Source organism: Methanococcoides sp. NM1 (assembly GCF_900774285.1).
Taxonomy (GTDB): Archaea; Halobacteriota; Methanosarcinia; order Methanosarcinales; family Methanosarcinaceae; genus Methanococcoides; species Methanococcoides vulcani.
In genome coordinates this window covers 78,488-99,241 of record NZ_CAAGTW010000007.1, presented here as the reverse complement: position 1 = coordinate 99,241, position 20,754 = coordinate 78,488, and the positions used below count along the sequence as shown (strand labels likewise).

General features: G+C 43.8%; 30 protein-coding genes and 1 other RNA gene. 5 read left to right on the top strand and 26 right to left on the bottom strand.

The window, feature by feature from the left end:
* The 17 genes from E7X56_RS08370 to rpl3p are packed head-to-tail and all read right to left on the bottom strand — an operon-like array spanning nucleotide 1 to nucleotide 8,510.
* Nucleotides 1–534 (bottom strand): 50S ribosomal protein L6, encoded by a 534-nt coding sequence (locus E7X56_RS08370; protein ID WP_135606330.1) that lies wholly within the window; start codon nucleotides 532–534, stop codon nucleotides 1–3.
* Nucleotides 535–551: 17 nt separating this feature from the next.
* On the bottom strand, nucleotides 552–944 hold the full coding sequence (locus E7X56_RS08365) for a 30S ribosomal protein S8 (protein ID WP_135606329.1): 393 nt from the start codon (nucleotides 942–944) through the stop codon (nucleotides 552–554).
* A gap of 11 nt (nucleotides 945–955) precedes the next feature.
* The gene (locus tag E7X56_RS08360) at nucleotides 956–1,108 is read right to left on the bottom strand and encodes a 30S ribosomal protein S14 (protein WP_091690576.1); all 153 of its coding nucleotides are present in this window, start codon (nucleotides 1,106–1,108) and stop codon (nucleotides 956–958) included.
* Complete coding sequence (locus E7X56_RS08355) at nucleotides 1,108–1,605, bottom strand: 50S ribosomal protein L5 (RefSeq protein WP_135606328.1); 498 nt, start codon at nucleotides 1,603–1,605, stop codon at nucleotides 1,108–1,110. The genes E7X56_RS08360 and E7X56_RS08355 overlap by 1 nt, the downstream gene beginning before the upstream one ends.
* 4 nt (nucleotides 1,606–1,609) lie before the next feature.
* On the bottom strand, nucleotides 1,610–2,320 hold the full coding sequence (locus E7X56_RS08350; RefSeq protein ID WP_135606327.1) for a 30S ribosomal protein S4e: 711 nt from the start codon (nucleotides 2,318–2,320) through the stop codon (nucleotides 1,610–1,612).
* 5 nt (nucleotides 2,321–2,325) lie between these two features.
* Nucleotides 2,326–2,679 carry a 50S ribosomal protein L24 gene (rplX, locus tag E7X56_RS08345; protein WP_135606326.1) on the bottom strand — a complete coding sequence of 118 codons (354 nt, stop codon included), beginning with the start codon at nucleotides 2,677–2,679 and terminating at the stop codon, nucleotides 2,326–2,328.
* A gap of 11 nt (nucleotides 2,680–2,690) precedes the next feature.
* Nucleotides 2,691–3,089 carry a 50S ribosomal protein L14 gene (locus E7X56_RS08340; RefSeq protein ID WP_091690572.1) on the bottom strand — a complete coding sequence of 133 codons (399 nt, stop codon included), beginning with the start codon at nucleotides 3,087–3,089 and terminating at the stop codon, nucleotides 2,691–2,693.
* The gene (locus E7X56_RS08335; protein WP_135606325.1) at nucleotides 3,086–3,415 is read right to left on the bottom strand and encodes a 30S ribosomal protein S17; all 330 of its coding nucleotides are present in this window, start codon (nucleotides 3,413–3,415) and stop codon (nucleotides 3,086–3,088) included. Before E7X56_RS08335 ends, E7X56_RS08340 begins: the two co-directional genes overlap by 4 nt.
* Before the next feature lie 5 nt (nucleotides 3,416–3,420).
* Nucleotides 3,421–3,726: a ribonuclease P protein component 1 gene (gene rnp1, locus E7X56_RS08330; protein ID WP_135606324.1), complete on the bottom strand. Its 306-nt coding sequence runs from the start codon at nucleotides 3,724–3,726 to the stop codon at nucleotides 3,421–3,423.
* A gap of 1 nt (nucleotide 3,727) precedes the next feature.
* Nucleotides 3,728–3,931: a 50S ribosomal protein L29 gene (gene rpmC, locus E7X56_RS08325; RefSeq protein ID WP_135606323.1), complete on the bottom strand. Its 204-nt coding sequence runs from the start codon at nucleotides 3,929–3,931 to the stop codon at nucleotides 3,728–3,730.
* Between the two features lie 2 nt (nucleotides 3,932–3,933).
* Nucleotides 3,934–4,863, bottom strand: coding sequence for a 30S ribosomal protein S3 (locus E7X56_RS08320; RefSeq protein ID WP_135606322.1), 930 nt, complete (start codon nucleotides 4,861–4,863; stop codon nucleotides 3,934–3,936).
* Nucleotides 4,863–5,318, bottom strand: a complete 456-nt coding sequence (locus E7X56_RS08315) for a 50S ribosomal protein L22 (RefSeq protein WP_135606321.1) — start codon at nucleotides 5,316–5,318, stop codon at nucleotides 4,863–4,865. The genes E7X56_RS08320 and E7X56_RS08315 overlap by 1 nt, the downstream gene beginning before the upstream one ends.
* Nucleotides 5,319–5,328: 10 nt before the next feature.
* The gene (locus tag E7X56_RS08310) at nucleotides 5,329–5,742 is read right to left on the bottom strand and encodes a 30S ribosomal protein S19 (RefSeq protein ID WP_135606320.1); all 414 of its coding nucleotides are present in this window, start codon (nucleotides 5,740–5,742) and stop codon (nucleotides 5,329–5,331) included.
* A 17-nt stretch (nucleotides 5,743–5,759) separates the two neighbouring features.
* Nucleotides 5,760–6,473 (bottom strand): 50S ribosomal protein L2, encoded by a 714-nt coding sequence (locus E7X56_RS08305; RefSeq protein ID WP_135606319.1) that lies wholly within the window; start codon nucleotides 6,471–6,473, stop codon nucleotides 5,760–5,762.
* Between the two features lie 11 nt (nucleotides 6,474–6,484).
* Complete coding sequence (locus E7X56_RS08300; protein ID WP_135606318.1) at nucleotides 6,485–6,733, bottom strand: 50S ribosomal protein L23; 249 nt, start codon at nucleotides 6,731–6,733, stop codon at nucleotides 6,485–6,487.
* The gene (gene rpl4p, locus E7X56_RS08295) at nucleotides 6,730–7,491 is read right to left on the bottom strand and encodes a 50S ribosomal protein L4 (protein WP_135606317.1); all 762 of its coding nucleotides are present in this window, start codon (nucleotides 7,489–7,491) and stop codon (nucleotides 6,730–6,732) included. Before rpl4p ends, E7X56_RS08300 begins: the two co-directional genes overlap by 4 nt.
* A 5-nt stretch (nucleotides 7,492–7,496) precedes the next feature.
* A complete protein-coding gene (gene rpl3p, locus E7X56_RS08290) occupies nucleotides 7,497–8,510 on the bottom strand; it encodes a 50S ribosomal protein L3 (protein ID WP_135606316.1) in 1,014 nt (337 codons plus the stop codon).
* 659 nt (nucleotides 8,511–9,169) lie between these two features.
* Here rpl3p and E7X56_RS08285 point away from each other — a divergent pair.
* On the top strand, nucleotides 9,170–10,192 hold the full coding sequence (locus E7X56_RS08285) for a methyltransferase domain-containing protein (RefSeq protein ID WP_135606315.1): 1,023 nt from the start codon (nucleotides 9,170–9,172) through the stop codon (nucleotides 10,190–10,192).
* A 49-nt stretch (nucleotides 10,193–10,241) separates the two neighbouring features.
* Here E7X56_RS08285 and E7X56_RS08280 read toward each other — a convergent pair whose 3' ends face one another.
* The 3 genes from E7X56_RS08280 to E7X56_RS08270 all read right to left on the bottom strand — a co-directional run bounded on the left by E7X56_RS08280 (nucleotide 10,242) and on the right by E7X56_RS08270 (nucleotide 12,016).
* Nucleotides 10,242–10,679: a response regulator transcription factor gene (locus E7X56_RS08280; RefSeq protein WP_135606314.1), complete on the bottom strand. Its 438-nt coding sequence runs from the start codon at nucleotides 10,677–10,679 to the stop codon at nucleotides 10,242–10,244.
* A gap of 322 nt (nucleotides 10,680–11,001) precedes the next feature.
* The gene (locus E7X56_RS08275; protein ID WP_135606313.1) at nucleotides 11,002–11,256 is read right to left on the bottom strand and encodes a hypothetical protein; all 255 of its coding nucleotides are present in this window, start codon (nucleotides 11,254–11,256) and stop codon (nucleotides 11,002–11,004) included.
* 151 nt (nucleotides 11,257–11,407) lie between these two features.
* Nucleotides 11,408–12,016 (bottom strand): PEF-CTERM sorting domain-containing protein, encoded by a 609-nt coding sequence (locus tag E7X56_RS08270; RefSeq protein WP_135606312.1) that lies wholly within the window; start codon nucleotides 12,014–12,016, stop codon nucleotides 11,408–11,410.
* A gap of 145 nt (nucleotides 12,017–12,161) precedes the next feature.
* Between E7X56_RS08270 and rnpB the strand changes: the two genes are divergently transcribed.
* An RNA gene (gene rnpB, locus E7X56_RS08265) (RNase P RNA component) lies at nucleotides 12,162–12,515 on the top strand.
* A 58-nt stretch (nucleotides 12,516–12,573) separates the two neighbouring features.
* Here the strand turns inward: rnpB and E7X56_RS08260 are convergent.
* The 6 genes from E7X56_RS08260 to E7X56_RS08235 form a co-directional block, all read right to left on the bottom strand.
* Complete coding sequence (locus E7X56_RS08260) at nucleotides 12,574–13,191, bottom strand: DUF116 domain-containing protein (protein ID WP_135606311.1); 618 nt, start codon at nucleotides 13,189–13,191, stop codon at nucleotides 12,574–12,576.
* Entirely contained in the window at nucleotides 13,184–13,819 is a 636-nt protein-coding gene (locus tag E7X56_RS08255; RefSeq protein WP_135606310.1) for a DUF116 domain-containing protein, read from the bottom strand. Before E7X56_RS08255 ends, E7X56_RS08260 begins: the two co-directional genes overlap by 8 nt.
* 100 nt (nucleotides 13,820–13,919) lie before the next feature.
* Nucleotides 13,920–15,170, bottom strand: a complete 1,251-nt coding sequence (locus tag E7X56_RS08250; protein WP_135606389.1) for a (Fe-S)-binding protein — start codon at nucleotides 15,168–15,170, stop codon at nucleotides 13,920–13,922.
* On the bottom strand, nucleotides 15,170–15,982 hold the full coding sequence (locus tag E7X56_RS08245) for a disulfide reductase (protein WP_135606309.1): 813 nt from the start codon (nucleotides 15,980–15,982) through the stop codon (nucleotides 15,170–15,172). Before E7X56_RS08245 ends, E7X56_RS08250 begins: the two co-directional genes overlap by 1 nt.
* A gap of 302 nt (nucleotides 15,983–16,284) precedes the next feature.
* Nucleotides 16,285–16,947, bottom strand: a complete 663-nt coding sequence (locus E7X56_RS08240; RefSeq protein ID WP_135606308.1) for an NAD(P)/FAD-dependent oxidoreductase — start codon at nucleotides 16,945–16,947, stop codon at nucleotides 16,285–16,287.
* A 36-nt stretch (nucleotides 16,948–16,983) separates the two neighbouring features.
* Nucleotides 16,984–17,367, bottom strand: a complete 384-nt coding sequence (locus tag E7X56_RS08235) for a ferritin family protein (protein WP_091690553.1) — start codon at nucleotides 17,365–17,367, stop codon at nucleotides 16,984–16,986.
* A 175-nt stretch (nucleotides 17,368–17,542) separates the two neighbouring features.
* On the opposite strand from E7X56_RS08235, the gene E7X56_RS08230 reads away from it, so the two are divergent.
* The 3 genes from E7X56_RS08230 to E7X56_RS08220 all read left to right on the top strand — a co-directional run bounded on the left by E7X56_RS08230 (nucleotide 17,543) and on the right by E7X56_RS08220 (nucleotide 20,751).
* Nucleotides 17,543–18,238 carry an RNA methyltransferase gene (locus E7X56_RS08230; protein ID WP_135606307.1) on the top strand — a complete coding sequence of 232 codons (696 nt, stop codon included), beginning with the start codon at nucleotides 17,543–17,545 and terminating at the stop codon, nucleotides 18,236–18,238.
* 119 nt (nucleotides 18,239–18,357) lie between these two features.
* Entirely contained in the window at nucleotides 18,358–20,448 is a 2,091-nt protein-coding gene (locus tag E7X56_RS08225; protein ID WP_135606306.1) for a minichromosome maintenance protein MCM, read from the top strand.
* 12 nt (nucleotides 20,449–20,460) lie between these two features.
* Nucleotides 20,461–20,751 carry a DUF424 domain-containing protein gene (locus tag E7X56_RS08220; RefSeq protein WP_135606305.1) on the top strand — a complete coding sequence of 97 codons (291 nt, stop codon included), beginning with the start codon at nucleotides 20,461–20,463 and terminating at the stop codon, nucleotides 20,749–20,751.
* Nucleotides 20,752–20,754: the final 3 nt, after the last annotated feature.

Here is a 20,754-nt window from a genome sequence, read left to right as displayed (position 1 = left end):
TCATACCCTCTTCTCAACGATGTATATACCATCCTGGAACACACGTGGGTCAAAGCGCTTGATCTTTGTCTTCTGCTCGATGTTAGCAGCGGTCTGACCGACATCTTCCTTGTTGATACCGGAGATAATAACTTCGTCACCACTTGTTTTTACAGTTGTCTCACCAAGGATCTTGGAAACCCTTGGCTTCTTCTCACCAAGGAAGTTACTGATGACAAACTGCTTTCCTTCGACCTTAAGCTGCATTGGAAAGTGAGAGTAGACCACTCTCATGTGGTACTCAAATCCATCTACAGCTCCCTTCATCATATTATTGATGTGGGAAGAAAGCGTTCCGACCATTGCTTTTTGTTTTTTCCTCGATGATGGAGAGTCAACGACCACTTCTGAACCGTTCACTTCAATGTTTACACCTGGATACCACACGAATCTTGTGTTGGTACCTTTGGGCCCTGAAGCGGACAGAACGTTATTTTCTAACGTTACTGTCACACCTTCAGGAATCGAGATTATTTTTTTGATTTCTTTTGCCATATCATCTCACCCTTAAATTAGTACACAAATGATAATAACTGGCCACCAACGTTATTCTCACGAGCCTCATACTGGGAAATTACTCCCTGAGGGGTTGTAAGGATCAGAACACCAAAGTTCTTTGCAGGAAGGAACTGTTTCTCCCATTTCTCGAACTCGGTTGCTCCGACTGAATAACGTGGCTTGATAGCTCCACACTTGTTAATACGTCCAATAAGTTCTACTGTATATATTCCAGCCTTACCATCTTCCACAAACTCGAACTCACCGATATATCCACGGTCCTTCATGACCTTAAGGACATTTCCTATGAGCTTTGATGCGGGCTTGATAGTGCAGGAATCTTTACCAACAGCTTCAGCGTTCTTGATCATAGATAACGCATCAGCAAGAGGATCTAATAATACCATACCTGTTCACCTCATGTATATTTTTCAAATCCCATGTCGCGGGCCATTTCCCTGAAACAATGCCTGCAAAGGTAGATACCATACTTGCGTACCAGACCCTGCTTTCTACCGCATCTTTTACACTCGTTTGCGCCTCTTCCAAAGTTCTTCTCTGTCTGAGTCATTATTCTACCTCCACACCATAATTTTCTTTAAAGAAAGATATCGTATCCTCTTTTGAGATTTTGTGGGAAGTTGGTATCTTTCGCTTTAAGACCCTTCTTTTGTTTACCCTGTAACCAGGACGGTTTACAACCACATTGATATCCATTCCAAAGATACCGATGTTAGGATCGTACTTCATGCCAGGATAGTCAGTGTGTTCTTCAACGCCAAATGAAACGTTTCCATAGTCATCGAACTGGGATGCACGGAGGCTGTTCTCGATAATTTCCAGAGATGTTCTCAGGAAACCTTCTGCAGTATCTCCACGGAGAGTTACCTTGCATCCAATAGGCTCGTTCTTTTTGATACTGAAAGCAGGCAAAGTTCTCTTTGCATAGCTTCTTATAACGGTCTGACCGGTAACAGCTCCAAGGATCCCTTCTGCATCGACAAGGTGCTGACCACTTTCTCCAACACCCATGTGGACGACCACTTTATCGACCTTAGGATTTCTCATTGAGTTACTCAATTGACTCACCACCTAAGCTGATCTCTGGCTCCTTCTCGCCTACTACGAAAACATAGTTCTCGATCGTCTCGAACTCGGTTTCACCGGAGATGGTCACTGTGTTGTACTTAGAGCTCCTTACCTTGTTGATCTCCTTGATGGTACCGATCTCTCCAGAGTGGCTTCCACCAACGATCATTGCAAGATTGCCCACTTCGTACTTGATGTGTTTTACGATCTCCTTGTCAGGAAGGGAAAGTATGATTGAATCCTTTGTATTGTAATCGTTGGAACCATTAAGGTTTGTACCATCGTTCAGGTTCATCTGTACGTTTCCGCCCTTGACAACGGTCTTGTTTTCAATGCGGCACAGTTTGTTTGCGCCCATATCATCGAGCTTGTTCAGAACAAGCCTTCCCTTACCATTAAGCAATATAAGGTATTCTGCATTGTTTAATGGGATGCTAATTACATCCATCAAACCTACAGGGAACCTTAGATCCTTCCTTGCGACTCCGTCAACAAGGACCTTGCCTTCTGAAAGTACTCTCTTTGCTTCTGCCCGGTTGTCAACGACACCAAGCATGTCCCTAAGTACAACAGCAAGAGGAAGACTCTGTAATCTGTTATGAGGACCTGGTCTTGTGGATGTTATCCATTTGTTGGACTTCTTTGAGATCTGCCAGCTATTTGGGACAGATATCCTCTTTTGATGTTTGCCCACTAGAATCACCTACCTCTAGATAATATTGATTCTCTGCGTTTATCGTTCAATTCCAGTGATGTTATCATCACGTTTGAAGGATAGATCGGCCTTGGAACCTCTGTTCCATCTACCTTGCTAACAGAAACACCTTCAACTACGATGGTTCCGCTCTTCAAGGACAATGCTTCGACCTTTCCTTCAGTACCTGCATGGTCACCACGCATTACCACAACAGTGTCACCGATAATAACGCTTGCACTGCGACCAAACTTGCCGCGAAGCTCCTTTGAAAGAGGTGCAGCCATATATTTCTGCCTGATGTGGAGGGGTGCATCGTAACGTGCTTTCCTCTGTTTTCTTGGCTGTTTTGATACCATAATTTAACACCTCATACGATCATGGATGCTGTTGTGCCGATCTTTGGGAATCTTTCTGCTGCTTCTCTTGCAACAGGACCTTTGATGTCAGTTCCCTTTGGGATACCCTTATCATCTACGATCACTACCGCGTTGTCTTCGAAACTGACTCTCAGACCATCCGGGCGGCGGAATTCCTTCTTCTGGCGTACAACGACTGCGTAAATGATCTGCTTGCGCATCTCAGGAGTACCCTTCTTTACAGATACAACGCACATGTCGCCAATACCTGCCTTTGGCATCCTGTTCTTTACACCTCGGTACTTCTTGACTGAAATAATCTCTACAGTACGTGCACCAGTGTTATCAACACATTCGATCTTAGCGCCGGCATTCAGTGCACGTGGGATCTTTGAGCGAATACCCCTCACGCCTGCACCTCCGACTTAACGACTACATATGATTTGGTTTTGCTGAGAGGGCGACATTCCGCGAACGTCACAATATCTCCAACCTTTGCATCGATGCATGGTGGATTGTGAGCGTGGATCTTTGATTGCCTCTTCTCATATCTCTGGTATTTGTTTATCAGCTTTTCACGCCTTTGTTGAATGACCACTGTCCTGTCCATCTTGTCGCTTACAACAGTACCGACGAGGATCTGTCCCCTTACGGGGAGATTGCCGTGGAATGGACAATTAACGTCATCACATTCCTTGGACGGCTCAGGTACATCCAATCCAATATCTTTTGCCATGATTATTACCTCATGCGTATTTTCTTAAGATTCTTGATTCTATTCTCGGGTTGTGAGAGCAATAATTTCCCGTCTATTATAACACGTTGATCTTGATCAGCAGAATGGGATGGAACATGGAATATAAAAATAGTTCCCTTCTTTGGAACCATTTTCTCGCCCATGTCTTCCGTCTCGATTACAAGCATATTGCGTGTTTCGTCGACCACTCTGCCTTTTATGTTATTTAATGTGGGATTTGTTGACTCGATTATTTCCGTAACAAGCCCGATAAGCTCGTGGAAAATCAGATTAGAAGCAGATGCTTCCAAATCAGATCTCCTTCAGTTCGTTCTGGATCGTTTTGATCCTTGCAACTGTCCTTCTAAGCTCACCGACCCTACCAGGGTTATCAGGAGCACCACCTGCTGATGTAAGTGCGCGCTCACGGATAAGCTCACTTCGGATCTTCTCAAGTTCGTCCACACGTTCGTGTGGGGTCATATCCCTGATCTCTTTTGTACGAAGAATTGCCATGATTAGCCCTCCCTGTGGACACGGGCCATTGGGTGCCAGTAATCGTGACCTTCATGCTTGTGCTGCCATACACTGTTGACCTCACGGCGCTCTTCTCCATCAACGATCTCAATTGTAGCTTCGGATTCTTCTGTTGATTCAGCCACAGGTTCTTCTGCTACAACTTCTGCTTCTGAAGCTTCTTCGACTGCTACTTCTACAGCTTCTACTTCTGTTGCTGCTTCAACAACTGTTTCTTCAGCCTCTACAACTGCACCTTCAGCTTCTACAAGCTCTTCAATGCCTGCACTCTTTGCTTCTTCAGCAGGAGCAACGACACCGGATGCTGCAAGTTCCTCGGCAGTCTTCATCCTGTATGCGTCCGGAAGGACTGCATCAGGATGAATTATACGTATTCTGCACCCAAGGGTACCAAGTTTCTTGACAGCAACAGCGAAACCGTCGTCGACAATATCTTCAGCAGGCTTGCCTGCGTGCTTGATATAACCGTTGACTATTTTCTCCACCCTTGACCTTGAACCGGTCAATTTTCCGGAGATGACGATCTCACAGCCAAGTGCACCAGCGTTCATGATAGCACGCATGGTATTGTGACCGGCTTTCCTGAAATACCATCCTCTTTCGATGGAAGAAGCAAGTCTTGATGCCATCATCTGTGCATTCAGCTCAGGCCTCTTAACTTCCTGTGCATCGATCTGAGGGTTGTCCAGATCATATAACCTGTCTACATCACGGGTCAGTTTACGGATAACCTTTCCAGCCTTTCCGATAACCATACCTGGTTTCTCAGCATAGACCGTTATCTGGGTACCCATTGGGGTACGGTTGATCTCCATACCACCATAACCAGCCCTGCTTAATTGTTTTGCAAAATATTCATCCATGGATGCCTTTACATACCCATCCTGGACGAACTTTCTCTCTACAGCCATTAGCGCACCTCGCTTATGATCATCTCAATATTGACAGTTTCCGTGTTCTTCGGACTTGCCCTTCCGCGAGCCCTTGGTCTCATACCATGAATCACACGACCACGCTTTGCTGCTGCATGTGCAATGTACATGTGATCCGCATTCAGACCCTTGTATTCTGCATTGCTTTCTGCATTCTTGAGCAATTTAAGCATTTCAGATGCAACTTTCACAGGATAACGACCTGCTGCCATTGGACCCTTTCTGTGACCAAGACTGTCATTGTGCCTGCCAAAAGGCACTGCCTGCTTCAAAGAGACTACCTCTTCAAGATAGCGTTTTGCAGCCTTTGTTTTCATGCCTTTTACTGCTTTGCAGAGTTCACGTGATTTCTTAGGTGAGATATGAAGCTCTGAACCCATTGCTTTTGAACTGGTCTCTGGATCGAGATCCGTTGTATAGTTGATTCTTGCCATTCACATCACCTTACTTCAATGGTACGAACTTACTCGAACGTGTTGAACCGACACCAGCGCTTCCGTGTGAAACCCTGTTACGTGTTGGAGAGAACTCGCCGAATCTGTGCCCGATCATTTCAGGCATTATCTCTGTTGCTACGAACGTCTTACCATTGTAGACCTCGATGGTCTTACCGACCATCTCTGGATAGATGATCATATTTCTGTAGTGAGTTCGTACGCTTTCCTTACCGTCCTTGAACTGTTGCAGAATATCCTTCTGGTTATCAGAAAGACCCCGGCGTATAGACCTGCGTTCCTTCGCAGGCAGGAGTTCTGCAAATTCATCAAAACTCAATTGCTGGAGCTGCTCAACCGTAAGACCACGGAATGTGAACTCTCCCTTTCGTTTTGGTAATCTTGATGTTGATTTCTTTGCCATGTATATTACCTCTTTGTTTAACGTTTTCCGGTCCTACGTGCTGCGATCTGACCAACCTTACGTCCTGGTGGTGCATTCCTGCTCACAGTAGTTGGCCTTCCTGGGTGCTTTCTGTTACCTCCACCGAACGGGTGGTCAATAGCGTTCATGGCAACCCCTGATACGCGTGGGTACTTTGCAGCCCTTGCTTTCATCTTGTGGTACTTCTTACCTGCCTTGAGGAATGGCCTGTCAATCCTTCCGCCACCAGCAACGATACCGACTGTTGCCCTGCATTTTGGATTGAACCATTTCAAGACACCTGATGGCATCCTGACAACGACCTTGCTAGCCTCACGGGAAACAAGTGTTGCATATACACCTGATGATCGTGCAAACTGACCGCCATCATTTGGTTTTGACTCAATGTTACATACAGGAATACCCTCAGGGATTTCTGCAAGAGGGAGAATGTTACCTGGTTTGACCTCTGCGGAAACACCACAGGCAATCTTCTCACCAACAGCAATTCCTTCTGGAGCAAGGATCAACTGTTCCTCACCATTCTCAAAGGCTACTTTGACAATAGGAGCTGACCTTGCAGGATCATGTGTAATATCAATAACTGTACCATTGAGAACGCTCTCTTCATCCACACGTGGGTGTTTGAGTGCGGCTTTGTACTTGTGCGATGGAGCCCTGTATGTTGGACTTCCTCGACCTCTGTTCTGTGATATAAGTCTTTTACCCATGTACCTTCACCTCACACCAAACCGATCCTTGTTGCGATCTCATGTGCAGCATCCGTTTCCTCGAATGTTACCAATGCTTTCTTTAAGCCTTTCATTGTGGTCATTGTACGTACTGACTTTACAGAAAAGCCATACATCTTGACCACGTCATCTTCCACCTGCTTCTTGTTAGCACGTGTGTCGACAACGAACTGAAGCTTATTATCATCCATAAGCATCATTGCTTTTTCAGTAATGAATGGATACCTAATAGCACTCATATGAACATACCCTCCATATTGGTTATTGCAGATTCAGTCCATATTGTAAGTCTGCCTGCATGGGTACCTGGTGCCAGAAGTTCTGCGTTCAGGGAATCTACTGTAGTAACATCGACACCTGAAAGATTGTTAGCTGCTTTAACAATAGGACTTTCCTCCCCAGTCACTATCAAAACGCTCTTCCTTGTCTTGTACTTACGGCCCCTGCGCTTACCTTTACCGGCCCTTATGTGTTTACCTTCCTTTGCGCGGATAACATCATCGTAGACACCAGCTGCCTGAAGGAAGCTTATGACGTCCTTTGTCTTCAAAATATCTTCAATGGTGTTCTCTGCAACAAGAGGAATTTCTGCGTCGAATCTGTGTCCGCGTGCCTTTACAAGGTCAGCATTGATAGTTGCTGCAATTGCGGATCTGATAGCCAGACGCTTCTCTTTCTTGTTGATCTTCTCTGTACGGTCGGTCTCCGGCTTTGGAGGATGTGCACGCCTTCCGCCCACTGCCTGTGGGATTCTTGCGACACGGCTTCCATTGGATATCCTTGGAACCTGTGCTACACCTCTGCCTGATCCCCAGGAGTGTGCTGATGTTTCCATACCGGAATACTTCTTAGGACCATATGGCTGAAGTCTGTTAGCCTGTGCAGAAAGAACTGCCTTCTTGATAAGATCCGGCCTGAAAATCTCATTAAAGACTTCCGGCAATGCGATCTCGCCTTTAGCATTTCCTGATAAATCAATAATATTTGCTGTGGTCATTCACTTCACCCCTGTCTGGATTGTGTACTAATGTGAACGATCTGAGGTTCTCCCATGCTGGATACCTTTGATCTTGTTGGCTCCCTGAGTCTGATCAGTCTCTTTGATGGACCTGGAACACTGCCTTTGATCAAGATATAGTTGCCACGAACAACACCATAGTTGGTAAATCCGCCTGCAGGATTGATCTCTTCAGCGTCTGAAGACATCTTTAAGATCCTCTTATTGTACTCAGTTCTCTGATGGTAACCCATCTGACCCATTGCCGGAACTCTCCAGCTAACGTGTGCAGGAGTCCATGGACCAAGGGTACCGATCTGCCTCAAACTTCCCTGACGGGAGTGTTTGTTCTTCTGGAGGCCGATCCCCCATCTCTTCACAGGGCCCTGTGTACCGTGACCGGTTGTGATAGCTGCAACATCGATGATTCCACCGTTACCAAACACATCTGAGACATCCACCATGGTTCCCAGAATGGTTTTCGCGAACTCGAACTTTGCGCCCACATCAGCTCCACTTACACCAGTCTCCATTACATCCGGTACCTTCTTTGGAACACCCGTAAGGGTTGAAGGTAATGTGTATGTGATGACCCTGATATCGGTTACCTTTCCGTTTTCTACAAGTGACCCGATCTTTTCGAGTGCTGCATTGACGTCATGGTTCTTTGGGGACTTGATCCTGCGATCAAGATCGCTGTCCAGAACATTTGTCCATGCTTCTGCAAGAGCTTTCTCACCATGAGTGTTCTCGCCGTATGCACGAATTGCTGCAACACGGATTGCTGGGGTCTCAATGACAGTTACAGGAACGGATATCTCAGTACCCTCTGTAAGACTGTTCTTTGTGTCATCGATCATGATAACATGAGTCATACCGACCTTGTAACCTGCAAAACCCTGCAGCTTAGGTTCGGCGTTTGACTCTGGCCATGATCTAAACCTTGGAATGTGACTTTGTGCTCGCTTGCGTGGACTGAATGCAAGTGAACCCCGTCTTGGTCTGTGTCCTTTTGCCATTTGTATTCTCCTTCTTTTACGATTCTTTTTGAAACAACGTTTCGTTTTTTCATGATGTAGGCCAAGACCGTGAAAAGAGTTTAAGTTCCAAAATGTATGCAGTGCATCCCATAGCTCAAAACAGAGCTATGCAGACCGACTGCCCACATTACGCGGAAAGCAAGATAACTAACATACTTGTCATAACGGATAGGATGAATCCTTCCGTACGTTCGTACTCAATCATCTCTAAAAGATCTAGCCATTCGGTGTCCCCTTGTACACATTTGCACACAAGAGCGGGCATTCCGTGAAGAGGCCCATGAACACTTCCTGTTAAATCCGACTTTTCACACTTGCTTATTCCTACGTTATGATCTTTAGTCTTGTAAAGTAGCAAAGCCAAATTACACACTTAATCCTAACTTAGGGTGTCTAAATGTCAGATTCTATATATAAATGTTTTGCACAATAACCCCATGAAAAGATTATACGAAAATGCATACGATCAAGGGTTTTCATACAACCGATGAAAAATAGAGATTATCATTGAACTAATTCAAGAATAACAAAGGATATTACCTGAATGTGCCCGGACATAATTAAATGTACCGGAGAATATAGCTCAAAGCATTGGATGGATTTAAATCGATTGAACCTTTCTTTCATACTGATCATAAGTGTCACGAAAAAAGAAATTTGATAACAGAATTAAAGCCGACAATGATGGCCTGCGTTTTGCAACACCTGAAGTAGTAGCAAGCTACCGTGCCAAACGTCTCAAATGCCAAACTGTCGCAGACATCAGTTGTGGTATCGGTGGGCAGACCATTTTCTTTGCAAAAGAATGTGAAAAGGTCTACGCCATAGAGATCGACCCTCAAAAGATAGAATTTGCAGAGAAAAACTGCAACCGTTATGGATTGGACAACGTGGAATTCATCTGCGGAGATGCACTCTCAAAGGAAGTTATTGACCAGGTTCCAAAAATAGACATCCTGTTCTCGGATCCTGCAAGACCACCATCTGAAGATAAGCGTCACGTATCAAGCCTTGAGCCCGGAATTCCAAATGTACTTTCAGCCTATGCGGATAAAACAAAAAATTTCGCATTCGAAGCACCACCACAGATGACTCCGAACAGAATTCCTTTCGATTGCGAGAAAGAGTACCTATCATTAAATGGACAGTTGAACCGCCTGAACCTGTACTTTGGAGATATCAGATCATGCGATCGTTCAGCAGTATCACTTCCATCCGAAGCAAGGATCGATTCGAACAACATAAAAGCAGATATAGTAACAACAGAAGATATTGGACTATTTGCTTGTGAACCGGAACCGTCAGTAATCAAATCCGAACTACTTCCAGAGTTTGCAGCTGCGATCATGGAAAACTCAAGTTCACAAGTAAGCCTTTTCAACATTGATTCAAAGAGGATCCTGCTTACGTCCGAATCTCCGATAGACCACATCATTGCAAAGAACAGTTATGAAGTGCTTCATGTAGTAGAACTGGACACTGCACTAATTAATAAGGAACTCCGGAAAGAAGATGTTGGCACAGTAATATTAAGAGCCGGAATTGATCCTGCAAAATACTGGAAAATGCGAAATGAAATCGAGGAAGGGCTAACAGGTTCAGGCACAGTACATCTTTTTGCAAAGAATGGGAAGGCTATCATATGCAAGGTCAAAAACTAAACTGATAATGTCAATAAATTGATTAAATATACAAAAGGACAAAAGCGTGTCAAGTTTCCCCTACAAGAAGCTTGATGCGTCCTGTAAGATCAGTAGCACTGAATGGTTTTGTGACATAGTCATTTGCATTCAGGACATTAAGTCCAAGCATCTGGTCGAACTTCTGCCCTTTTGCCGAAAGGATCGAGATAGGAACATCAGGAAATTCTTTTTTGATCTTATGGAAGGTTTCCCAGCCATCCATATCAGGCATCATTATATCCAGCAGTATAGCATCCGGTTTTTCAATATCAAGCCTTTCCAGACATTCCGCACCACTGCCCGCACCCACCACCTCGAAACCTTCTGCTTCAAGAATGAACCTGACAAGATAAATAGTGTCAGCCTCATCATCAACGACCATTATTTTCTTGTTCAATGCAACAGAACACCTCGTATTGTCCCCACACACAATGAATTCACGTGAAATTGCCCTACATATGACCATTATGTTAAACAATACATCAATATTTTGTATTTTTCAATTCATTCTCAAAAAATTGATAACTTACTCAATGGGAACGATTTAAATGCCCCATGAAATGGAACGATTGAATATCACCTTAAGAATACCGTTCCTAAAAGTATCCTTTGAGTATTTACAATCTAAACTGTTATTGAAGATCTCATCAAAAAATTTGGTTTTTTCGTCACCCATGTTCATACAGAACCTAAAAATAGAAATTAATTGATGAAATCTAAAATTAACACTTTAAGATGGCAGCTACATTTAGAATAACGATTTAAAATAACATCGACACAACATCAATTCAGTCCTTAATCTCGGAGTAATGCCTCTTCAAAGATGCACCCTCCAGAGGGTAGCCTTCCAAACTCTTGACCATTTTGGAATCATAATCAGGTAGAGAAAAACTTTGTCCAGGTGCAACCTGATTAAACAAATCTGTATCGATCTTATCTGCAATCCCACCTACTTTAGAGGATAACTCCACCAATTCCGAATGAAGTTGTTTTGTTTTCTCAATCATCTCTTTGTACTGGTCAAACACTGTTTTTTCGGGCATATTTTCACCACCTGAAAGATATTTCAGATTCTCTAATAACAATAGTAAATATATAATTAATAGCATTTATAGCCTTTGTCAAATAAAATTAAAAAACGAAAAAATAAAATCAGAACATCTGAAGCTTCAGATATTCACATATCGATTTCATTCAGTCCCTGCGACGCTGGAGCAGGAATGCCAGCCCGATCACTGCTGCAATAGGGAGTGCAACTGTTGGGAATTCTGGAATTGGAGTTACCGGTTCACCACATACACCATCTGCAATTTTGATACTCCGACCACTATCAAGCCCCTGCACATGTACTGCAAGACTAAAGCCCTGCGGACTATTACCCACCAGCACCACAGGACTGTCGAATGTGATTGTAACAGGACCTGTAACCTTATCAGATGGATCAAAACCGAATTGGGTATTGAAATCTCCGAGCGATCCAAAACTAACCACATGACCGTCTGTAAGGTCCCCGAGGACGTAGCCATTGATTGCCGTAATATTAGCTTTAGTGAAAGCTACACTGGTGTTCATTGCAAGGGCCGTGAGCTTCGTATCACCTGTATGATAGTCAAAAGGTTCTACTAACTCCACAGTCACATTATACCCGTCAACCGTGACATTTACTACCACATCACCGCAGTCAAAAGTAGAATCATCTGTTGGAAATGAGAGGCTGTGGACAACAGCTTCTGCACTTGCAACCCCAGTCATTGCCATGAGCAGGACCACTAAACCCACCCCTATTAAAGATAGTTTTAACATTTGTACCACCTCACATTTATTATATAAATGATTGTTTTATTACATCATAAACATATCGCAAAAAATATAGATGTAATGCTCATTATTATGATACTGTATATCAGTTATCGTCAGATTTATATCTAACATAAACAACCATACATCCGAGAGAGGAAGGACGACCGCCGGGCCTATGGGCCTGAGGAAAGTCTCCCCATCATCCAGATACACGAACACCTGTGAAAGGTGTCTGGTGAGAGCCAGGGCGCTGGCACAGAAACGATACCACCCCATGTTAATGCAATGATACCGGAAGGTTGAGGTCGCATGGGAAGTGGATGGAACGGCGAAACCTCGTGGGTGCAAGTTGGAAGTAGGGATCAAACGGGTGTCTGGACCGTCCCGAAGTTATTAACGCTTAGCCGAATGTCGTCAGTGCAAGAGTCCGCAAGGACCTTCCCTTTCCGCCCTGCGGATAAGGAATTTTGCACCAACAGAAGGGAGCTTACTCTCCTCACTCACCAATCACATTTTTAATCCGGAAGTAAAAGGACACTGCCGCTTCGATCAAAATTTGATCATGCGAACATTTCCAGAGTATCAGTGACCAGTTTGTCATCCACCTTTGTGTTGTAACAGCCATCATTGAGCATAGGAATTCCATACGTCACGACACTGGTTCCTGCAAGAAATCTCATACCTTTGTTGATCTCATAATCACATGCGATCACCAGCACCCCGTCTGCATAATGGTCACTCAAGATGTTTTTGACAAAAGAAGAACCTGTTACAATATAGAGATCATAGCCATATTTGTTTGCATCTTCTTTCAACTTATCCATAACACATTTACCACAGGACTTGCACTGTATGCCATATTTAGTTGCATATGCAGGACAATCAAGTGAGCGCATACAATGCGGCACTAACATAAGCCGTTTTTTTGTATTTCCAAAATCAGACCTGTGCGCGGAGTTTTTCAAAGATACCATCCACTTGTCAAGCTTTCGTGGGTCCGAGAACTTGCAAAAGAAATATTTAAGCGGTAGGAAGAAGAAATCCAGCACATTCGCAAAAAAGCCGGATAGCCAGACGTTTCGAGTAAGGCTTACACGACTAACATAAAGGGATAGCGCTGAAACAAGAACTGAAAGCACTAGAAAGACCAATAACAATTTGCCTATTAAATTATACATTGCAGAGCTCCATTTTTTCGATCACTTCGAGAACATCCACTTTTGTGTTGAAGCAACCATCTTTCAAAAGGCAAACACCCTGAACCGGTATAAAAGATATTTCTTCCATAGACTCTGATAGCTCATTGTAACAGGCCACGCCTATACATGAACCAGGCTTGTGTGCTTTCATTATCTTCTTTACAAAACTACCGCCAGGGATCACATAAACCCTGAAACCACGTTCATCGGCAGCTTCACAGATGCTACCAATGTCACATAGACCACACTTTTTACACTCATAGCCAGTTATCGGATCACACCTGGCCCTGCAATTAGCATGACGCATACACTGAGGTAAAAATATGGCTCTTGTGCCTGTTGCCCTGACAAATTCATCAAGCATTACAGCATTTCTGATCTCAATAAGGATCTCATCTACAAGAGTGTCCTTTATCGAGAAGACACCACACATCCATTTGGCAGGGGAGTAGAACAGATAAAGCATGAATAGAACAAAATTCGGGAAGACGACCTTTTTCTTCTTAAAACTGTAAAATCCAACAAGTAATGCCACAACAATTCCCAATAGAGCAAAGAGAAGCATATATACGAATAGCTTACCCAGAAGTTCATAGGGAATTTCCATGAGCCAAAGAGAGGAAGTAGCAATATTTAAAAGTAACTGTGAAAGAGAACTTAGTGAAAATAAAAAAAGAACATAAAAAAATTAATGAAAGGTAGAGAGATCAGCTCTCCACACAATCATCAAGTGAAATTCCAAGTGCTTCAGCCGTCAGAACGATAACATCCTCAACAACAAGCTCATCTGCACCTAAAGAGTCCCTTCCATCAGAAAGGTTCCTCTTACAGAATGGGCATGCACTTGAAAGGATATCCGGATTCTTTGCAAGGGCATCCTGAACACGAGTTTCAGCAACACCGAGAGCAAGATCAGGAACACCAGCTTTTACACCACCGCCAGCTCCACAGCAGCGCTGGTTTTCCTTGATACGGTCCATCTCTTTAAGGTTCAGACCGGGAATCGCATTAAGCACGAACCTTGGTGGCTCATATACACCAACGTGACGTCCAAGGTGACATGGGTCGTGGTATGTTACTGTAAGGTTATCAAATGGCTTTGTCCATTCAAGCTTACCTTCCTTGATAAGATCCTCAAGGAACTCGGTTATATGGACGATCTCGAATGGCATTTCCTCATTAAGCAACCTTGGCCAGTCCACAAGAGAAGTACGGTAGCAACCAGCACATGCATACAAAACTTTCTTTGCACCCTTTGCAACGATACCGTCAACATTCTTCCTTGCAGCTTTACGTGCAATATCCTCGATCTCGTACTGACCGGTCCTGACAAGTGCGGAGCAACAGCATACCTCATCCTCACCGAGCATTGCGAACTCGATTCCCAGATGATTGAGGACACGTGCAGTAGCGAACGCCAGTTTCTGCTGCCTCAGTTCTGCGGTACAGCCACCAAAGTAAAGGATCTCTGCTTTGTCAGCGATCTTTACATCATCAGGGATCCAGCTGAGCCTGTCCTTGTTATCACACATGTACGGATTCATGTACTCGCCTATGAGCTTTACGAACATTCCCTGCTTACCATATGGACCATTGCCACGTTTGACAAGGTTTGCACGCATGGATTCCCACAACTCGATGGTGTTGATACCAACTTCACAGACTGTACCACACATTCCACAGGTGGTACACTGGTAAACATCATCTTTGAACTGCTCGATCTCTTCCTCAGGGATTGCCTTTGGACCGAACAGTCTGGCACGCAGACCGTAGGACTTGTTCATGAACTGTCTCCACCTGAGGATCTTATCCCTTGGTGCAAGTCCCGGATCTTTGTTGGCAGCATCATAGGTTGGACACCAGTTGACACATTCACCACAGCGTACACAAGAATCGATCTCCATGAGCTGGACAGCAGTCAAGTTGTTTGTATTAATTGAAGGTTCACCTTTCATGATCATTCGCCCCCCTTGTTAGCCATAAGGGTCAGTGGTCCTGCGATCATATGCATATATTTGCTGAATGGGATATATGCGATACAGAAGAACAATGAGATCACAACGTGGAACAGTGATGCAGGTGGTGCAAGATCGGATTGCATTCCCATGCCCCAGATGGTACCGTTCCTTATACCGTCAGCAACAAAACCTGTGACGACAATAATTGTAAGCCCAATAAGAAGAACAGAATCAAAAGCAATGGTGCTCTCGCGGGCCTTTGTGACGAAAAGTCTCCTGAAAATTGCGACTATGATACCGAACAACAGGATATAGCTGAATACATCGTTAGGGACACTGAGCATCTCCCTGAAAACTTCAGGCGATATTAAGTGAATGCCCACCATATGGATGATCTCCACAACGAACATTGCTATTGACATGATACAAAGTGAGATCCAGCCTCCAAAGATGGCAAGATGCATGACCCATCTTCCAGGACTGCGCTTTAAAGCACGTCTCTGAAGGAGAGCATCAAGAATAAGTGTAACAAATATATTCTGGCCATGCCCATGCCCTTTTGCACTCATCTGATAAGCTAATGTTTTAGGGAATGTAAGTATGCTTCCGTTTGAAGGTTCTTGACCATATCCTTCGGAACCTAATCCCCATTTTTTAAGATTGATATACATACCGAGCATGAAGATCGCAATTGATATTGTGGCCATGATCATGACCGCTACAAATGTGAGCCTCATAGACTCAGTCAGCATCCCTAAACTGTTTACGATCTCCGCAGACTCAGTAAGTCCACTGAAATATTCCATACTCATAAATTATTCTCCTGATATTGCTACGAAACAGTAATATTACATCTTTCTAAAAATTATCATGATACCGAATACGGTTTGTGTATTGGTGGAACCTATTGTATTTAAATATTTTCATTAGCAGAGTGTGCATCAGAAGAGTCAAAAACAATTCAAAATCGTTCAGATAGAGGCTTATTCTAAAATCTAAAAGGATTTGTATAATAGCTAAAAGTTTAAGAACACTTCCGAAACTCAAACAGATATAGAGATGAGAAATCTGCACAGATAATAAAAAACTACCAGATAATAAAAGAACATAGAACTTATATTAAGCCAAGTTCCTTCTTGAAATTACCAAGACCCATATCATCGATGAGCCTGCCAAGACGATATCTTTTAGCATAGCCTTTGTACATACCGAGGACATTTTCCACGAGTTCAAGAACCTCAGTTTCGTTGAGACCTTCACTTATCATATCACCAAGCCTTGGCTTGATACCAGCATTCCCTCCTGCCATCACAGTATAGCCTCTGGGAGTTCCCATTATGCCAATATCCTTTACAGCCGGTTCGGAGCAGGAATTCATACAACCACTTACAGCCATTTTGAACTTTGAGGGAAGCTGCATTCCATGGTATTTTTCATCAATAATAGAACCAAGAGAAACAGCATCCTGTTGTGCCCTTTTACAAAAGCTTGTACCAGGACAGATCTTAATACTACGAACGCATTTACCGATCGCAGATGCAGGTTCCATTCCAAGTTCCAGCCATGCACCATCAAGATCCTCTTCTTTTAGCCCGACAATAGCAATACGCTGTGCCGATGTAAATTTAAGAGTGTCAGCATCGTATTTTCTTGCAACGTCCACTATCCTTTGCAATTCATCAGGAGTTACGATGCCTGCCGGAGTTTGTGGAACTATGGCATAAGAACATTTGTCACGCTGAAGTATAGCATTTTTATCTAACAGATCCTTTGCCAATGGTTCCACATCCGACTTAAGTCTTTAATATCTTAATTATTCAGTCTGTTTAAGCTTCTTGAGAAGACCTGCAAGACCTGCTTTATGCCTTGCCTCATCAAGTGATGCCCTTGCAAAGAACAATGCTGCAGCTTCGTTACCTTCCTCGCGAGCAATACGGGCAGCATCTGCTTTCTCAGCTTCAGCCATTGCCTCACCCTCGAGCATCATCTCGATGTTCTCAATTGTAGTGCCTTTTATAACACCAAGGATCTCAGCAACTTCTGTAGCATGCCATGCTTCATCCATAGCGATCTGGCGGAAATAGAGAGCAGCATCAAAATGGCCTTCACGCTCAGCCAGTTTTGACATCGCAAGGTACCATCCAACTTCAGTAGTCTCTCCTTTAAAAGTAGCTTTCAGAATTTTTTCTAAACTCATTTGTTTACCTCCTCGACACAAATTGTATATTTTATATTAGCAGGATTCTTGATAACGTTTATGGAATACTGCCAAATACTGCCAAATAATTGCAGTCCTGTTTTGGCTTTGCAGTAGATGAACGATATACCTGATTGCGTAAAATATACATGTATTGATGATATTGAAGGATGAGATGAGTTTTAATTTGAGGATAGTTCTGGTGGAACCTTTGTACCAGGGTAACGTCGGATCAGTAGCAAGAGCTATGAAAAATTTCGGCTTTAGTGACCTTATATTAGTAAACCCTTGCAAACTGGAAAAAGAAGCACGCGCACTGGCATCACATGCATGGGATGTACTTGAAGGTGCAAGGATCGCCCCCAGCATTGAAGAAGCCATTGAAGGAGCCGATGTCGTGGTTGCAACAACAGGCATCACCGGACTCAAAATCGATGAACATATACGCATGCCCCCATATACACCTCAGGAACTGAAGGAAAAGTTCAATGGTACTAACGGAACTATTGCGGTCCTCTTTGGCAGGGAAGATAATGGATTCACCAATGAAGAGCTTAAACTAAGCGATATGATAGTAAGTATCCCAACTTCAGATATTTATCCAATAATGAACCTGTCACACGCCACAACTATCATACTATATGAATTGAGTCAGATCGATGCAGGAGAACAGCAGCTTGCTGAGGGTTTTGATCTTAAGCTTCTGCACGAGCATATTGGAGAACTTCTGGACGATATCCAATACCCGGAACACAAAAAGGAAAAAACACACCTTATGTTCAAAAGGATATTCGGTAGGGCACAGCTCATGCCAAGAGAAGTGCAGACATTGAGGGGATTTTTTGGAAGGATACAACAACTTGTTAAATGATCATATCGTTGCAAATACTCCCGGACCATATTCCGACTCGAAATATTGATATGTATTATGATGTTCTATAACCTTCGATACCTTAAGTACCATTCCAAAACAGGAAAAATGTGAATCAAATGAGCGAAGTTAAATGGGATGAAAAATTCAGGGATTTCCTAAAAAGATACTGCTGGGACGATATACTCTTGCTGGCAAATGAATACCCTGAACTGCGTAGCATTACAGTCGATTTTCCGGACCTTGAGCAATTCGATGCAGACCTTGCATATGAGCTGCTCGAACACCCCGATGATGTAATACCATATGCTGAGCAAGCGCTTCGTGAAATTGATATCCCTATCGAGAAGGAACTCGATGATGCACATGTACAGTTCATTAACATCCCAAACCGTGTTGCCATACGAGATCTGCGTAGCAAGCACTTGCTGAAGTTCATATCCATTGAAGGAATGATACGCAAGGCCACGGAAGTCAGGCCAAAGATAACAAATGCAGCATTCATGTGCATGCGGTGTGAGAACACAAGCTATGAGCCACAGGATGGACCGAAGTTCGTAGAACCGAACGAATGTGAGAACGAATCATGCGGCAAAAAGGGACCGTTCAAATTACTTATCGACCAATCCAGTTTTGTGGATGCACAAAAACTTCAGGTACAGGAATCACCCGAAAGTCTCAAAGGCGGCGCACAACCACAGAGCCTTGATGTTGATGCAGAGGATGATCTTGCAGGACTTGTCAAACCCGGTGACCGTCTTGTAATAAACGGAATACTACGCTCACACCAGCGAACCCTCAGGGAGGGCAAATCCACTTTTTACGACCTCGTTCTTCATGCAAATTCCATCGAATATGTAGATCAGGAATTCGATGAACTTGACATCACTCCGGAGGATGAGGAGACAATCGTCGAAATGAGCAAAGATCCGAACATTTATAAAAATATAACCGGATCGATCGCCCCATCCATCTACGGTTATGAGGACATAAAGGAAGCACTCAGCCTGCAACTATTCTCGGCAGTCCCAAAGATGCTACCCGACGGTTCACGTGTCAGGGGTGACATACATATACTGTTGGTGGGAGATCCGGGTATCGCAAAAAGTCAGTTACTTCGCTATATGGTGAAAATATCACCCCGCGGAGTATTCGCATCAGGAAAAAGCGCATCATCCAGCGGTCTGACAGCTGCAGCAGTTAAAGACGACCTCGGAGACGGACGCTGGACACTGGAAGCCGGTGCACTGGTAATGGCAGACATGGGTCTTGCAGCAGTGGATGAAATGGACAAGATGAGCAGGGAAGACAAGAGTGCCTTGCACGAAGCCATGGAACAGCAGACGATCAGTGTCGCAAAAGCAGGCATCCTTGCAACACTTAAATCAAGATGTGCACTCCTTGGTGCTGCCAACCCTAAATACGGAAGGTTCGATAAGTATGAAGGACTTGCCGAACAGATCAATATGCCGCCTGCACTCATATCCAGATTCGACCTTCTTTTCATACTTCTCGATGTTCCTGACCGCACAAAGGACAGCAATATTGCAAACCACATATTGAAATCCCAATATGCAGGAGAACTTTTAGAACAGAAGAATAGACTCCCATCATCCACTGTGACAAAAGAAGATATAGAATCACATATCGAGGTCATACTTCCTACGATCGGAAATGACCTGATGAGAAAATATGTAGCCTATGCACGAAGGAAAGTATTCCCCATCATGGAAGATGATGCTCGTGAACATCTCATTAATTTCTATCTTGACCTTCGAAGACAGGGAGAAGGCAAAGATTCACCCGTACCTGTCACTGCAAGACAGCTCGAAGCACTTGTAAGAATTGCTGAAGCAAGTGCACGCATGCGTTTAAGTAATGTAGTTACAATGGATGATGCGAAAAGGACTACCCGAATTACCATGGCATGTATGCGACAGGTAGGAGTCGACCCGGACACCGGAGTATTCGATGTGGATGTGATCGCATCCGGAACAAGCAAGAGCCAGAGGGATAAGATACACCTGATAAAAGACATTATTACACGAGTCAGTGAAAGGCATGCAGGTTCCAAGGCACCTCTTGAAGAGGTCTATGCAGAAGCTGAGAATGAAGATATAGACCGGGAACGTGCAGAAGAACTTATCACTAAAATGAGAAGACAGGGAGACCTTCTGTCACCTGACAATAAACATATAAAAATAGCATGATAAAGTGAACACATGTACCTGAAAATACACAAAACCGGGAATCAGATGATCGTTGCGGTCTGTGATGAGGAACTGATAGGTAAAAAGCTCAAAAAGGGCGAACTGATTCTCGAGATCACTGAGACATTCTACAAAGGTGAGATCACATCTGAAGAGAAGATCATCGAAGCCATATCAAATGCCACAACGGCAAACATATTTGGCAGTCGTGCAGTCCAATGCGCCATCGATGCAGGCGTGATCGACTCCGGATGCGTTATATATATTGAAGGAATACCACATGCACAATTATATAAATTATAAAAT

Excerpts from the sequence above, each read along its gene's own strand:
- E7X56_RS08370 (WP_135606330.1), bottom strand. The coding sequence starts at position 534 with ATGGCAAAAGAAATCAAAAAAATAATCTCGATTCCTGAAGGTGTGACA.
- E7X56_RS08365 (WP_135606329.1), bottom strand. The coding sequence starts at position 944 with ATGGTATTATTAGATCCTCTTGCTGATGCGTTATCTATGATCAAGAAC.
- E7X56_RS08360 (WP_091690576.1), bottom strand. The coding sequence starts at position 1,108 with ATGACTCAGACAGAGAAGAACTTTGGAAGAGGCGCAAACGAGTGTAAA.
- E7X56_RS08355 (WP_135606328.1), bottom strand. The coding sequence starts at position 1,605 with ATGAGAAATCCTAAGGTCGATAAAGTGGTCGTCCACATGGGTGTTGGA.
- rplX (WP_135606326.1), bottom strand. The coding sequence starts at position 2,679 with ATGGTATCAAAACAGCCAAGAAAACAGAGGAAAGCACGTTACGATGCA.
- E7X56_RS08335 (WP_135606325.1), bottom strand. The coding sequence starts at position 3,415 with ATGGCAAAAGATATTGGATTGGATGTACCTGAGCCGTCCAAGGAATGT.
- rpmC (WP_135606323.1), bottom strand. The coding sequence starts at position 3,931 with ATGGCAATTCTTCGTACAAAAGAGATCAGGGATATGACCCCACACGAA.
- E7X56_RS08320 (WP_135606322.1), bottom strand. The coding sequence starts at position 4,863 with ATGGCTGTAGAGAGAAAGTTCGTCCAGGATGGGTATGTAAAGGCATCC.
- E7X56_RS08315 (WP_135606321.1), bottom strand. The coding sequence starts at position 5,318 with ATGGCAAGAATCAACTATACAACGGATCTCGATCCAGAGACCAGTTCA.
- E7X56_RS08310 (WP_135606320.1), bottom strand. The coding sequence starts at position 5,742 with ATGGCAAAGAAATCAACATCAAGATTACCAAAACGAAAGGGAGAGTTC.
- E7X56_RS08305 (WP_135606319.1), bottom strand. The coding sequence starts at position 6,473 with ATGGGTAAAAGACTTATATCACAGAACAGAGGTCGAGGAAGTCCAACA.
- E7X56_RS08300 (WP_135606318.1), bottom strand. The coding sequence starts at position 6,733 with ATGAGTGCTATTAGGTATCCATTCATTACTGAAAAAGCAATGATGCTT.
- rpl4p (WP_135606317.1), bottom strand. The coding sequence starts at position 7,491 with ATGACCACAGCAAATATTATTGATTTATCAGGAAATGCTAAAGGCGAG.
- rpl3p (WP_135606316.1), bottom strand. The coding sequence starts at position 8,510 with ATGGCAAAAGGACACAGACCAAGACGGGGTTCACTTGCATTCAGTCCA.
- E7X56_RS08280 (WP_135606314.1), bottom strand. The coding sequence starts at position 10,679 with ATGGTCATATGTAGGGCAATTTCACGTGAATTCATTGTGTGTGGGGAC.
- E7X56_RS08275 (WP_135606313.1), bottom strand. The coding sequence starts at position 11,256 with ATGCCCGAAAAAACAGTGTTTGACCAGTACAAAGAGATGATTGAGAAA.
- E7X56_RS08270 (WP_135606312.1), bottom strand. The coding sequence starts at position 12,016 with ATGTTAAAACTATCTTTAATAGGGGTGGGTTTAGTGGTCCTGCTCATG.
- E7X56_RS08260 (WP_135606311.1), bottom strand. The coding sequence starts at position 13,191 with ATGTATAATTTAATAGGCAAATTGTTATTGGTCTTTCTAGTGCTTTCA.
- E7X56_RS08255 (WP_135606310.1), bottom strand. The coding sequence starts at position 13,819 with ATGGAAATTCCCTATGAACTTCTGGGTAAGCTATTCGTATATATGCTT.
- E7X56_RS08245 (WP_135606309.1), bottom strand. The coding sequence starts at position 15,982 with ATGAGTATGGAATATTTCAGTGGACTTACTGAGTCTGCGGAGATCGTA.
- E7X56_RS08235 (WP_091690553.1), bottom strand. The coding sequence starts at position 17,367 with ATGAGTTTAGAAAAAATTCTGAAAGCTACTTTTAAAGGAGAGACTACT.
- E7X56_RS08230 (WP_135606307.1), top strand. The coding sequence starts at position 17,543 with ATGAGTTTTAATTTGAGGATAGTTCTGGTGGAACCTTTGTACCAGGGT.
- E7X56_RS08225 (WP_135606306.1), top strand. The coding sequence starts at position 18,358 with ATGAGCGAAGTTAAATGGGATGAAAAATTCAGGGATTTCCTAAAAAGA.
- E7X56_RS08220 (WP_135606305.1), top strand. The coding sequence starts at position 20,461 with ATGTACCTGAAAATACACAAAACCGGGAATCAGATGATCGTTGCGGTC.